Here is a 13,639-nt window from a genome sequence, read left to right on the forward strand (position 1 = left end):
GTTCAACGGACAGAAGCGAACCATCAGAAGGGAAGTGCACGGTGCGCACCACCAGCAATCCGGTGTTCCGCAACCTGCCCAAGCAAGAGGGCGGCGGATACGCCTCATTCGGCTCTGCTACAGCGGGCGCCGCTCAGGTAACCCAGCAATTCGGACAGCCGCAATACGCGCCTGCCGATCCGTGGGCGCGTCCCACAGATCAGCGGTCCATGACCATCGACGACGTCGTCACCAAGACCGGCATCACGCTCGGCGTGCTCGCCGTCACGGCGCTGATCTCGTACGTACTGGTCAATTCCAATACCGGCCTGGCTCTGCCCTTTGTGGTCGGCGGCGGCCTGATCGGTCTCGTCCTCGTCCTCGTCGCCACATTCGGCCGGAAGATGGACAACCCGGCCATCGTCCTGGCCTACGCGGTCGCAGAAGGCTTCTTCCTCGGCGCGCTGTCGTTCATGTTCACCGACATCACCTTCGGTGGCGCCGGCGGTTCGACGCTGATCGCTCAGGCGGTCCTCGGCACGTTCGGCGTGTTCTTCGGCATGCTCGTCGTCTACCGCACAGGCGCGATCCGCGTCACGCCGCGGCTGACCCGCATGATCGTCGGCGCACTGGTCGGTGTCCTGGTTCTCGCACTCGGCAACCTGGTCGCGAGCTTCTTCATCGACGGCGGGCTCGGCCTGCGCGACGGTGGCGCTCTCGCCATCATCTTCAGCCTCGTGTGCATCGGCATCGCCGCGTTCAGCTTCCTGCTGGACTTCGACGCCGCTGACCAGCTGATCCGCGCCCAGGCGCCGGAGAAGGCTGCGTGGGGCGTGGCCTTCGGTCTCACCGTCACCCTGGTCTGGCTGTACGTCGAGATCCTTCGACTGCTCAGCTACTTCCAGAGCGACTAGCCTCCAGTCGCACAGCGGCCGGATCACCTACCAGGTGGTCCGGCCGCTGTCGTATGGCCGAGAGGCCCTCGACAACCGATGTCTGAGAACATGGTGGTATGCGCATCGCGGATTCTGTTGTCGACCTCATCGGAAATACCCCCCTGGTCAAACTCAACTCGGTGGTCAAACCTGGATCGGCGCTGGTGGCAGCGAAGATCGAGTACCTCAACCCCGGCGGTAGCTCGAAAGACCGCATCGCCGTCAAGATGATCGACGCGGCCGAGGCCTCGGGCGAACTGAAGCCGGGCGGCACGATCGTCGAACCCACCTCCGGAAACACCGGGATCGGTCTGGCCCTCGTCGCCCAGCAGCGCGGATACAAGTGCGTGTTCGTCTGCCCCGACAAGGTCAGCGAGGACAAGCGCAACGTGCTCAAGGCCTACGGTGCCGAAGTGGTGGTGTGCCCGACCGCGGTGCCGCCGGAGCACCCCGACAGCTACTACACCGTTTCCGACCGGCTCGCCCGCGAACTGCCCGGCGGCTGGAAGCCGAACCAGTACGCCAACCCGGGTGGTCCCGAGAGTCACTACGAGACCACGGGCCCCGAGATCTGGAACGACACCGACGGCAAGATCACCCACTTCGTCGCGGGCGTCGGCACCGGCGGCACCATCAGCGGCACCGGCCGCTACCTCAAGGAGGTGTCGGGCGGCAAGGTCAAGGTCATCGGCGCCGATCCCGAAGGTTCCGTGTACTCCGGTGGCACCGGCCGCCCGTACCTCGTCGAAGGCGTCGGCGAGGACTTCTGGCCCGCCGCGTACGACCCGGCCATCCCTGACGAGATCATTGCCGTTTCCGACGCCGACTCGTTCGAGATGACCCGTCGCCTCGCGCGCGAGGAAGGTCTGCTCGTCGGCGGTTCGTGCGGGATGGCGATGGTCGCGGCGCTCGAGGTTGCCGAGCGTGAAGGCCCCGAGGCCGTCGTCGTGGTGCTGCTGCCCGACGGTGGGCGCGGATACCTGTCGAAGATCTTCAACGACAAGTGGATGGCGTCGTACGGCTTCCTGCGTGCCCCGCTCGACGGCAAGCCCGACGACTCCACAGTCGGCGACGTGCTACGCGGCAAGTCCGGCGACCTGCCCGCGCTCGTGCACACTCACCCCTCCGAAACTGTGCGCGACGCAATCGAGATCCTCCGCGAGTACGGCGTCTCGCAGATGCCCGTCGTCGGTGCCGAACCGCCCGTCACCGCGGGCGAGGTCGCCGGTTCGGTCAGCGAACGAGAACTGCTCAGCGCCGTCTTCGAAGGACGCGCGAACCTCGCCGACTCCGTCGAGAAGCACATGAGCCCGCCGCTGCCCAATATCGGTGTCGGTGAGTCGATCGCTTCCGCGACGAAGGCGTTCGGCGACACCGATGCGCTCATGGTGATCGACGACGGCAAACCTGTCGGCGTCATCACCCGCCACGATCTGCTTGGTTTCATCTCCGAAGGCCGATAGGACACCGATTTCACAATGACGGACAACACACAGCACGGTTTCGCCACACGCGCTATCCATGCAGGCTTCGAGCCCGACCCTCAGACCGGCGCGGTCAATGTGCCGATCTATGCGTCGTCGACGTTCGCTCAAGACGGCGTCGGTGAAATGCGCAACGGCTTCGAATACGCGCGGACCGGCAACCCCACTCGCCGCCCCCTCGAAGCGAATCTCGCAGCGCTCGAAGGCGGCGCCTACGGTCGCGCATTCGGTTCGGGTATGGCGGCCACCGACTGCCTGCTGCGTTCGGCGCTGCGGCCCGGCGACCACCTCGTCATCCCCAATGACGCCTACGGTGGCACGTTCCGGCTCATCGACAAGGTCTTCACGCAGTGGGGCATCGAGTACACGCCCGCCGCGGTCAACGATCTCGACGAGGTGCGCGCGGCCCTGCGACCGAACACCAAACTCGTGTGGGTCGAAACCCCCACCAACCCGCTGCTCAACATCGGCGACATCGCTGCGCTCGCCGACATCGCACATACCGGCGGCGCAAAACTCGTCGTCGACAACACGTTCGCGTCGCCGTACCTGCAGCAGCCGCTGTCGCTCGGCGCCGACGTCGTGCTGCACTCGACCACCAAGTACATCGGTGGTCACTCCGACGTCGTCGGGGGAGCGCTCGTGGCGAACGACGAGGAACTCGACACCGCATTCGCGTTCCTGCAGAACGGCGCGGGTGCGGTGCCCGGGCCGTTCGACGCCTTCCTCACGCTGCGCGGTATCAAGACCCTCGCGGTGCGGATGGAGCGGCACAGCGACAACGCCGAGAAGATCGTCGATGCGCTCTCCGGGCACAAGGCGGTCACGTCGGTGCTGTACCCCGGTCTCGAGTCGCATCCCGGTCATGAGGCCGCTGCCAAGCAGATGCGTCGATTCGGCGGCATGATCTCGGTGCGTCTGGCCGGGGGACGGCAGGCTGCGCTCGACTTCTGCAAGCGCACGGAGATATTCACCCTCGCCGAGTCGCTCGGCGGCGTCGAGTCGCTGATCGAGCACCCGGGTGCCATGACGCACGCGTCGACGGCGGGCTCGGCGCTCGAGGTGCCGGACGACCTCGTGCGGCTCTCCGTCGGCATCGAGGATGTCGCGGATCTGCTGGCCGATATCGAGCAGGCTCTGGGATAAGTCCCGGCGACACGCGAGGAGGCGCCCGCCTGGGGCGCCTCCTCGCGCGTTCGAGTCCCCTACGCTGAGGCGATGGGTGCATTCGATCAGGTGCGCATAGGAGAACCGGAGATCCGTGCAGCCGAGGATGCACTCGCCCCCGTCATACGACGAACCCCGGTGCTGCCTTCACGGGTGCTCTCCGAGCGCACCGGCGTCCCGGTGTGGTTCAAATGCGAAAACCTGCAGCACACCGGCTCGTTCAAACCGCGTGGTGCGTACTACCGCATCGCGCGACTCGCGGCGGACGAGCGGGCGCGCGGTGTCGTTGCGGCGAGTGCGGGCAATCATGCGCAGGGAGTCGCGTGGGCGGCGACCGGGCTCGGCATCGCTTCGACGGTGTTCATGCCGGTCGGTGCGGCCCTGCCGAAGGTCGCCGCGACCCGTGCCTACGGCGCCGACGTCCACTTCGCCGGCCACACGATCGACGACGCGCTGGTGGCGGCGCAGGAGTTCGCGGCGGAGACGGGCGCGGTGTTCATCCACCCGTACGACCACGAGGATGTCGTGGCCGGGCAAGGCACCGTCGGACTCGAGATCGCTGCGCAACTTCCCGATGTGAGCGCAGTGGTGGTCCCGACCGGTGGTGGCGGTCTGCTGGCCGGAGTCGCAGCGGCACTCGCTTCCGTCCGGCCGGAGGTTCGGGTGATCGGTGTTCAGGCCGAGGGCGCGGCGGCGTGGCCGGGTTCGTTGCTGGCGGGACGTCCCGAACGAGCCGAGACGCTCGCGACCGTCGCCGACGGTATCGCTGTGGGAATGCCTGGGTCCGTACCGTTTCCGCTCGTGCAGGACTACGTCGAGCGCGTCGTTGCTGTCAGCGACGACGCCCTCGCCCGGGCGTTGGTGCTGTGCATGGAGCGGTCCAAGCTGATCGTCGAACCTGCGGGAGCTGCTGCGGTCGCTGCGCTGTCCACCGCGGGACTGGAGTTCGACGGCCCGGTGGCCGCGATCCTCACCGGTGGCAACATCGACCCGCTCGTTCTGACTCATGTGATCGGACATGGTCTGCGAGCGGCAGGCCGGTATCTTGCTGTGCGCGTGTCGATCCCGGATCGGCCCGGTGCTCTCGTCGGATTGCTGAGCGTTGTCGGAGATTCCGACGCCAGCGTCGTCGACGTCGTACATTCGCGCACGGCGGGACAACTCGCGCTGGACGAGGTGCAGGTCGCACTGACGATGGAAACCCGTGGTGCGCAACACCGCAGTGAGGTGCTCGATGCGCTGCGCGACGCCGGATACGTGGTGAGGCTCGAGTAGTTGCGGCGATGCAACGTGCTCGAGTGTCGGGCATCGGTGCGCCTGCCTGCCCGTACGATCGCATCCGTGACCGACTTCGACTACGACCTCGCCGCAGATGACGCACTGATCGCCGCTGTGCTCACTCTGCTCCGGGAGCACGGCCCGCTCACGCTCGACGAGATAGGAGAGCGACTCGCGTCGGGCCACGATGCCGAGGACCTGGACCTGCCCGTCGACGAACTGCCCGAGCATCCGATGTTGGCCTACCTGAGCGACGGCCGATACGCCGCATTCGACGCGCTTCTCGGCGGCCGTATCCTGACACATCGGCTCACCGAAGCCGAGGTGGCTTCGGCTGTGCTTCCCATCGACGAGATCTACCCCCTGCTTGTGTTCGTGACCGGCGACGAAGGATACGACCTCGTCGAGATCGAGCACGAACCCGAGCGGCTCGACGATCGCGGCATCACCGATCTCGCACCGTTCGGTCATGAAGCGCTCGTGTTTCCCCGCGGTGCGTTCGCCGAGTTGTCGGCCGGGGACCTCGTGGCCGCAACCGTGTCGGAGACGGGATTGACGATCGCACCGGCCACCACCGAGGTCGATGTCGTGCCCGAATTGACCGCGGTGCTGGGGGAGGCGCTCGCGTCCGGCGACCCGGCGTATCTCGAAGCGTCGGTGTACGCCGTGATGGTGGAGACGCCCACGTCGTTCACCGTTCCGACCCTTCCGTTGTCGGAACAGGTCCAGGCGGGGGGGCTCGAGGTGTCGGGCGGTCTTGTTGCACCGCCCGGGTTCGATTTCGCCGGGTATCTCGCGCAGAGCGCAGTCGATTCCTATGCCGAGCAGGTCGGGATACCGGTCGAGGCGGTGCCGGGGGTCGTGTTGTTCGCGTCGCTGGTCGATGCGATCGATTCCGGGGACGACCACGATCTCGAGCCGCGGTTCTCGGAGGGCAAATCCGGGTTGTTCGCAGTGTTGGCCGACCCCGATGTCGCGTCGACGGTTCTCGATGAACTCCTCGAGCAGGCGATCGATCCGAAGGCGATCGAATGGGCGGCGTTGTGGATGAAGGACCACGGACAGCGGAAGGTCGACGCGTCGGCGTTCTGGATGGCGGGCAAGGCGGCAGAAACCGATGCGCGCGTCGACGAGGCGGCTCGCCACTTCGAGCGTTCGACGGATCTGGATTCGGAGTTCGATCCGGCGCTCGAGGACCTCGCCCGGTACGTTTCCGACAGTGGGGACGCGGTCCGGGCGCTGTCGCTACTGGGCAGGTCTCGTGGCGGTCCGGATCATCCGCTGTATTCGGTGTTGGAGGCCTTCCAGCCCGTCGAGCGCCCCGATCTGGGTCGCAACGATCGGTGCTGGTGTGGTTCGGGTCGCAAGTACAAGGCATGTCATCTCGGCAAGGTCGAGTACCCGCTGGCGGATCGCGCGCCCTGGCTGTATTTCAAAGCCTGCATGCAGATGACGCAGGTCTCGTGGCGAGACCATCGCTTCGCCCTTGCGGAGGCACGCAGCGGCTACAGCGACAACGACGACGACCTGTTCGAGGCTCTGTCCGATCCGCTGCTCGACGACGTCATGCTCGGTGAAGGCGGAGGGCTGGCCGAGTTCGCGCAGGTGCGTGGGCATCTGCTGCCCGACGACGAACGTGAACTTCTTGCGCAATGGCTGCCGGTGGAGCGGTCGGTGCACGAGGTCGAGGCTGTCCGGGCGGGGGAGGGTCTGACGCTGCGCGATCTGCGTTCGGGTGAGCGGCGGAACCTGACCGCACCGGAGGTGGGCGAGGACGTTCCCGTCGGCATGCTGTTGTGCGCGCGAGTCGTACCGGTCGCCGACACGTGGCGAATTCTGGGGTCTGCCACACCGGTGACTCAGGAGCAGTGCGACGCGATCCTCGGGTTGGTCGATGACGACGGGGAGCGCGCCGACGAGTACGCCGGTGTCGTCATCGTGGAGTTACTGACCGATCCCTCCCTCTCCTCGCAGGCAACAGACGGATAACAGCGAGTACCTCCAGTCACACTGATCCCACCCGCCACTCAACTAGAACGTGTTCCTAAATATATGTGATATCAAGAAGCGGACGCCGTGCTCGTGACCGTCATCACAAGTACGGTTGGGGTCGTTCAGGATGGATGGGGGTTGCGGATGTCGGTAGACCCGTCTGCGGTCATCGTGGCAGTGGCCACGGCAGCGAGTGCGCTCGTTCAAGGAGCGGACGTACCAGCAGAAGTAAAAGATCAAGTCACACAAGCGATCGAGTCGTTCGAGGCGGGGGCACCGGACACCGACAAGCAGGTCGAGGACTTCGTCGCGTCGCTACCCGAGCAGGTACAGGGACAGGCCCAGCAGGTGGTCGCCGACACCACCGACTCGGTCGCGGCGGCCATCGAGCCACACCTGCCTGAGGAGGCGATCGAGGCGCTCCGGCCGCAGGAACCCCCACCGGAATCTCCGATCGCACCGGCGGCCCCTGCCCCGCGACCGAGCGCGTTCGGAATCGCGCCGGTGCCACAGGCGCCGGTACTCGGCCCGCAACCCACTGCCACGATCGGTGGCGTCACCCTGCCCTCGATCCCGGCGATCCTGCCCGGCACAGGTCTGGCGCCCATCGGTGCGATCGCGGTGTTCGCCCCGTGGCTGCGCAAGGCCGGGGAAATCTGCGACGGGATCACCGCGCCGGTCCTCGCAGCTTTGTACTCGGCAGAGAACGGCTTCCGGTTCGGAGCTACCGCGCCCGTGTCTCCCGTGGGCGCGAAGGGGCCGGGACAGTTCATGCCCGGCACGTGGCGCGAGTACGGCAAGGACGCCGACGGGGACGGCAAGATCGACATCCTCGGTATCGCCGACCCCGTCATGGCCTCCGGCAACCTGCTGTGCGACAACTACAAGCAGATCGACGATTGGAAGAAGCGCGGACTCGTCGAGGGCAACACGTTGGATCTCACGCTCGCGGCCTACAACGCGGGTGCGGGTGCCGTCCGTCGGTCGGGCGGCATGCCATCCGGGTCGCCCGACTACGAGAACCAGACCAAGCCGTATGTCGCGAAGATCCGTGCCACCGAGGCAGCGTTCTCCCGACTGCTGTCGCCGTTCTTCGGCCTCGGTCTGGGTGGTACGAGCGACGTCGGCAACCGTGTGGTCGATCTCGCCTTCAAGTTTTTGGGTCTGCCGTACGTCTGGGGTGGAGGCAACATCCACGGCCCGTCCGGGGGCGGTTTCGACTGCTCGGGCCTGACGTCGTACGCGGTGCACGCTGCGACCGGCATCACCCTGCCCCGCACCTCGGAAACCCAGTGGCACGTGGGCACCGAGATTCCGCTCGAGCTCGCCCGCCCGGGCGACCTCCTGTTCGGCAACTGGCAGGCCGGCGGCCCGGGCCACGTCGCGATCTACATCGGCGGCGGCCAGATGGTGCACGCCCCGACCACCGGTGACGTGGTGCGTGTCGGCACGGTGTTCCCCGACATGAAGGCGCGTCGGATCATCTGACGCGGCGAGAACGCAGCGATGCCCGGCCGGAAACACCGGCCGGGCATCGCTGCGTGAACGTCGGAATCAGCCGTGGTACGGCTCTGCGGAAACCAGCGTCACCTTCATCGTCTTGCCGTTGGGCAGCGCGTACTCACGTGTCTCGCCGACCTTGGCCTCGATGAGGGCATTGCCGAGCGGGGAGCTGGGCGAGTAGGTCTCGAGCTCGCTGTTGCGCGCGCCCTCTTCGCGGGTCGCGATGAGGAACGTTTCCTTGTCGGATTCGTCGCCGTCGTAGTACACCGTGACGACCGAGCCGGGCAGCGCGACACCGGACTGCGTAGGTGCGACGCCGACCTTCGCGGCGCTCAGCAGCTCCTGCAGCTGACGGATGCGTGCTTCCTGCTGACCCTGTTCTTCGCGGGCGGCGTGGTAACCACCGTTTTCCTTGAGGTCACCTTCTTCACGCCGCTCGTTGATCTCGGCCGCGATGACGGGACGATTGGCGATGAGCTGGTCCAGTTCCGCCTTGAGGCGGTCGTGGGACTCCTGTGTCAGCCATGTCACCTGGGTCTCGGTCATCATCGATCACTTCCTTCGGGTTGGAGCCCCCGGCTCCGTGGACAAGTCGTGCATACGCAACGACCGCAACAGCACGACCCGCGTCGTTCCCCCCTGGAATGTGGCGAACGGGGTCGTACTGTCTCTAATGCAGCAATACACGGCCCCAATGGGTGGAACCGTGTATCGGCCTATTCTAGCATCAGATCTGGATTACGCGCGGAAAGCGCAGCGTAACGGCATCAGATCAGGGTGCGCGGAGGTATTCCGGAACGTTGAAGCTGCAGCCGTAGCCGTCGCCCATGCCGGGGCGCTGTGACGTCTTGACCGTCGACTCCAGAACCACCGTCGATGAGTCCGACGCCGGGATGAGGACTTCACGTCGTCCGGTTTCGCTGCCGTCCCGCGATCGCGCACGGACGATGCACACAGCCTCTTGCGACGGCTCCTGTCGCGTGACCGACAGCTTGATGTCGAGGGTGTCGTCGTCGACGACGTTGAACGCCACCACTTCGTATTCGATCTCGGCAGGTCCGAACTGCTGGTACATCACGAATCCGAGCCCGATTCCAGCGAGGACGCCGAGGGCGGTGAAGCCCCACTTCTTGCCGCGAGTCGTCCGTGTCTTCGACGGGTATCTCGCGCTGCGTCGGGGTTGTTCTGCAGTATCGGTCATCATTTTCTTTCAGGCCCGGGTCGAAGTTCGGGTGCTCCCGTGGGGCCACGGCTGACGGAGGAGCGCTCAGGTGGAACTATAGGGGAGGGATTCGGACGGCCCGCACCGGCGGTCGCCGCCCGGTCCCGAGATGTACACGACGGTGAGGTGGAGGAAACACGTGAGCGGACTACGGCTCATGGCCGTGCATGCCCATCCCGATGACGAGTCGAGCAAGGGTGCCGCCACGACGGCCCGCTACGCGGCAGAGGGGAACGACGTGCTCGTCGTGACCCTCACGGGTGGCGAACGAGGAGACATCCTCAATCCTGCGATGGACGTGCCCGGTATCCGGGATCGTATGCCCGAGGTTCGTCGCGAGGAGATGGCGACGGCAGCGCGTCATCTCGGCGTGCAGCATCGCTGGCTCGGTTTCATCGACTCCGGCCTTCCTGAGGGTGATCCCAAGCCGCCGCTGCCCGACGGGTGCTTCGCGGTGGTGCCACTCGACGAGCCCACCCGCAAGCTCGTCGAGGTCATACGAGAGTTCCGCCCGCACGTCATGACCACGTACGACGAGAACGGCGGCTATCCGCACCCCGATCACATCCGTTGCCACGAGGTGTCGATGGCGGCATACGAGGCGGCGGCAGATCCGAACTACCATCCCGAACTCGGCGAGCCGTGGGAAGTGAAGAAGGTCTACTACTCGCACGGCTTCATCCGCAAGCGCATCGAACTGTTCCGCGACGAGTACGAACGCCGAGGCGAACCGTTCCCGATGGAGGAGTGGCTCAGCCGGTGGCGCACTGAGCAGGGCGACCTCATGGCACGGGTCACCACGCAGATAACCTGTGGTGACTACTTCCCGAACCGCGACGACGCGCTTCGGGCACACGCCACCCAGATCGATCCGAACGGGTCGTTCTTCGCGGTTCCGCTGGACATCCAGCAGAAGGTGTGGCCGACCGAAGAGTTCGAGTTGGCAAAGACCCGCGTCACCACGACGATCCCCGAGTCGGATCTTTTCGCGGGTATCGAGGACGGACAGGTGAGATGACGTTAGGCACGCTGGCAATCGAGGTTCTCGCACAGGAACCCACCGGCCCCGAGTTCGGTAAGGCATCGCCGGTCGGGTTGGCACTTGTGCTGGTACTGCTCGTGGCCATCGCCCTGCTCATCTGGAATATGAACAAGCGGCTGAGCAACCTTCCCGAAAGTTTCGATACGGACAGCCCAGAGGCAGACCAGGCGGCAGACGAAGGCACCGACCGCGGCGCCGCCGCTGCGAAAACGACGAAGACGGACGAGGCTTCTGCAGAGACGGACAAGGCGAACAAGACGGGACACAGCACCCCCGAGACGAGCTGATCGCACGTAGCGTGAGGGGATGGCGAACAGGCTTGCCGAGTCTCTCAGCCCATACCTCCGTCAGCACGCGGACAATCCCGTGCACTGGCAGGAATGGGGCGGCGACGCGCTCGCCGAGGCCCGCGACCGGGATGTGCCGATCCTTCTGTCCGTCGGCTACGCCGCGTGTCACTGGTGTCACGTCATGGCGCACGAGTCGTTCGAGGACGACCACACCGCTGCGCTGATGAACGAGCATTTCGTGTGCATCAAGGTCGATCGGGAGGAACGTCCCGACATCGACGCGGTGTACATGAACGCAACGGTTGCGATGACGGGGCAGGGTGGATGGCCCATGACCTGCTTCCTCACCCCCGGCGGGGAGCCGTTCTACTGCGGCACCTACTACCCGAAAATGCCGCGGGGTGGGATGCCGTCGTTCGTCCAGTTGCTCGGTGCGATCACTGACACGTGGCGAAACCGCCGCGACGACGTTGCGAAGGCTGCTGCGGCGATCGTTGCCGAACTCCAGCGCAGTAGTGGCGGGCTGCCGCCGGGCACCCGGATGGTCGGCCCGGAGCTTCTCGACGCGGCTGCGGCGACGGTCGCGTCGGACGAGGACAAGGTTCACGGCGGTTTCGGTGGTGCACCGAAGTTCCCGCCGTCGAACCTGTTGGAGGGCTTGCTCCGCGGATACGAACGCACGAGGGACGCAGCGACGCTGCGGCTCGTCGAACGCACCGCCGAAGCCATGGCGCGCGGAGGCATCCACGACCAGCTCGGCGGCGGATTCGCCCGCTACAGCGTCGATACCGGTTGGGTCGTGCCGCATTTCGAGAAAATGCTCTACGACAACGCGATGCTTCTGCGCGTGTATGCGCACCTGGCTCGGATCACCGATGCGGCTCTGCCGCGCCGTGTCACGAAGGGCATCGCCGGCTTCCTGCTCCGCGATCTCCGTACCGAAGAGGGGTGTTTCGCGTCCGCCCTCGACGCCGATACCGACGGCGTCGAAGGCCTGACCTATGTGTGGACGCCGCAGCAACTTGTCGACGTTCTCGGCGACGAGGACGGAGCGTGGGCAGCGGAAGTGTTCGCCGTCACCGACACCGGGATGTTCGAAGCCGGGACGTCAGTCCTGCAGCTACCTGCCGATCCGGACGATCAGGTTCGTACGGATTCGGTTCGTGTGCGTCTGTTCAGGGCGCGGTCGGTCAGGCCGCAGCCGGGTCGCGACGACAAGGTGGTCACCGCATGGAACGCCTTGGCGATCACCGGTCTCGTCGAGGCGGGCCTTGCGTTGGGAAGGCCGGACTGGGTGGACGCTGCCGCAGACTGTGCGCGTGGGCTACTGAATCTGCATCTGGTCGACGGCCGCCTCCGGCGCGCATCGCTCGGCGGGTCGGTGGGAGCGCCCGCCGGTGTGCTCGAAGACCACGGCGCCTTGATCACCGCTCTTCTCGCGTTGTATCAGGCCACCGGTGAGGTGCGGTGGCTCGACCCTGCCCGGCAGTCGGCCGACGCCGCGCTGACCTACTTCGCCGATCCGGACAGGCCGGGCAGCTGGTTCGATACCGCTCACGACGCCCAACAGCTCGTGACGCGGCCGCGCGATCCCGTCGACGGCGCGACACCGTCCGGTGCCTCGCTGATCACCGAGGCGATGCTTTCCCTGGCCGCGGTGGTCGACGACGGGGACCGCTACGCGGAGGCCGCACACGCGTCGTTGAGTGATGCGTCGCTGCTGCTCGACCGCGCTCCGCGCTCGGCCGGACATTGGCTCACTGTCGCCGAGGCCGCGGTGCGTGGTCCGATCCAGGTGGCAGTGGCCGGCGAGGGTGAGCTGCTCCGGGCCGCGCGACGGGAGGCCCCGGGTGGATCGATCGTGGTCGGCGGCGAGCCGGACTCGTCTCCACTTCTGCGCGACCGCCCCCTCGTCGACGGAGAGCCCGCCGCCTATGTCTGCCGAGGGTTCGTGTGTGACCGGCCGGTCGGTTCGGTGTCCGCGTTACGCGAAGCGCTGGCCCGCTGACCGGGTTCGCGGCAGCACCAGACGCTAGGGCCACACCAGAGAGCTGCGTGCTCCGAGGAAATCGCCCTCACTGGTCACCGGTGCCTCGAGTAGTCCCGCGCACGCGTCGATGAGGAAATTGGCGAAGCCAGTCCAGTTGGGCGGGGTCTTCTCGGACTCGAGGCGCGCCTCGTAGTCGGCACAGAGATCGGTGACGATGCGACCGAGAATCCAGGATCGGCCGGTGAGGACCGAAGGCGGGATCTCGGTGAGTAGCGCACGCACGCGCTGGATGAGATCGTCCACGACCGGATCGGCCGTGATGGCGCCGGCCACGGTCTCGGTGACCGACGGAACGCTTCGCATCTGGCGGAGGAATCTTGCACGCCAACCTGGGACAGGCATCGATGCGAGCTGGTCGGTGAACGGAACGATCAGGCAGCTCAAGAGATCTCGTAGGCCGGATTCCGGGGCGAGCATCGAGACGAGCTCGCGTCGTCGGGCGTGGGTGTCTTCGGAGAACCGATGCAGCATGGCGCGGATGAGTTCGTCGCGTCCGCCGAAGTGGTAGTTGACTGCGGAGTGGTTGGAGTTGCCTGCGTGTTCCGCGATGCGCCGGTTCGACACTGCGTCGATGCCGTGTTCGGCGAAGAGTTCTTCAGCGGAGTCGAGCAGGGTCTGCCGAACTCGATCGCCGTAGCTGCCCATGTCCGCTTCCGTCACTTCCTGTGTCGATCGATGGTCCCCGCGGTATGTGGGA

General features: G+C 66.2%; 12 protein-coding genes. 9 read left to right on the forward strand and 3 right to left on the reverse strand.

Annotated elements, in window-relative coordinates; genetic code table 11:
* Positions 1-41 precede the first annotated feature (41 nt).
* From MWU77_RS02885 to MWU77_RS02910, 6 genes are all read left to right on the forward strand, one after another.
* Positions 42-893 (forward strand): Bax inhibitor-1/YccA family protein, encoded by an 852-nt coding sequence (locus MWU77_RS02885; RefSeq protein ID WP_169687738.1) that lies wholly within the window; start codon positions 42-44, stop codon positions 891-893.
* A 98-nt stretch (positions 894-991) separates the two neighbouring features.
* Positions 992-2,377: a cystathionine beta-synthase gene (locus tag MWU77_RS02890; protein ID WP_169687737.1), complete on the forward strand. Its 1,386-nt coding sequence runs from the start codon at positions 992-994 to the stop codon at positions 2,375-2,377.
* Between the two features lie 15 nt (positions 2,378-2,392).
* Positions 2,393-3,544 carry a cystathionine gamma-synthase gene (locus MWU77_RS02895; protein WP_169687736.1) on the forward strand — a complete coding sequence of 384 codons (1,152 nt, stop codon included), beginning with the start codon at positions 2,393-2,395 and terminating at the stop codon, positions 3,542-3,544.
* A gap of 72 nt (positions 3,545-3,616) precedes the next feature.
* Entirely contained in the window at positions 3,617-4,840 is a 1,224-nt protein-coding gene (ilvA, locus tag MWU77_RS02900) for a threonine ammonia-lyase (RefSeq protein WP_247272890.1), read from the forward strand.
* A 66-nt stretch (positions 4,841-4,906) separates the two neighbouring features.
* Positions 4,907-6,832, forward strand: a complete 1,926-nt coding sequence (locus MWU77_RS24910) for a YecA family protein (RefSeq protein WP_247272891.1) — start codon at positions 4,907-4,909, stop codon at positions 6,830-6,832.
* 147 nt (positions 6,833-6,979) lie between these two features.
* Positions 6,980-8,323, forward strand: coding sequence for an NlpC/P60 family protein (locus MWU77_RS02910; RefSeq protein ID WP_169687733.1), 1,344 nt, complete (start codon positions 6,980-6,982; stop codon positions 8,321-8,323).
* 66 nt (positions 8,324-8,389) lie between these two features.
* On the opposite strand, the gene greA is transcribed toward MWU77_RS02910, so the two are convergent.
* Together greA and MWU77_RS02920 are read right to left on the reverse strand one after the other, a co-directional pair.
* Positions 8,390-8,884, reverse strand: coding sequence for a transcription elongation factor GreA (gene greA, locus MWU77_RS02915; RefSeq protein ID WP_169687985.1), 495 nt, complete (start codon positions 8,882-8,884; stop codon positions 8,390-8,392).
* 226 nt (positions 8,885-9,110) lie between these two features.
* Positions 9,111-9,539: a DUF4307 domain-containing protein gene (locus MWU77_RS02920; RefSeq protein WP_247272892.1), complete on the reverse strand. Its 429-nt coding sequence runs from the start codon at positions 9,537-9,539 to the stop codon at positions 9,111-9,113.
* Between the two features lie 160 nt (positions 9,540-9,699).
* Between MWU77_RS02920 and mca the strand changes: the two genes are divergently transcribed.
* The 3 genes from mca to MWU77_RS02935 are packed head-to-tail and all read left to right on the forward strand — an operon-like array spanning position 9,700 to position 12,900.
* A complete protein-coding gene (mca, locus tag MWU77_RS02925) occupies positions 9,700-10,578 on the forward strand; it encodes a mycothiol conjugate amidase Mca (RefSeq protein WP_169687731.1) in 879 nt (292 codons plus the stop codon).
* Positions 10,575-10,889, forward strand: a complete 315-nt coding sequence (locus MWU77_RS02930) for a hypothetical protein (RefSeq protein WP_240959042.1) — start codon at positions 10,575-10,577, stop codon at positions 10,887-10,889. The genes mca and MWU77_RS02930 overlap by 4 nt, the downstream gene beginning before the upstream one ends.
* A 19-nt stretch (positions 10,890-10,908) precedes the next feature.
* On the forward strand, positions 10,909-12,900 hold the full coding sequence (locus tag MWU77_RS02935; protein ID WP_169687730.1) for a thioredoxin domain-containing protein: 1,992 nt from the start codon (positions 10,909-10,911) through the stop codon (positions 12,898-12,900).
* A 24-nt stretch (positions 12,901-12,924) separates the two neighbouring features.
* Here the strand turns inward: MWU77_RS02935 and MWU77_RS02940 are convergent, their stop codons facing one another.
* Positions 12,925-13,587 carry a TetR/AcrR family transcriptional regulator gene (locus MWU77_RS02940; RefSeq protein ID WP_169687729.1) on the reverse strand — a complete coding sequence of 221 codons (663 nt, stop codon included), beginning with the start codon at positions 13,585-13,587 and terminating at the stop codon, positions 12,925-12,927.
* Positions 13,588-13,639: the final 52 nt, after the last annotated feature.

This window comes from Rhodococcus sp. F64268 (assembly GCF_023015605.1).
GTDB lineage: Bacteria > Actinomycetota > Actinomycetes > Mycobacteriales > Mycobacteriaceae > Rhodococcus.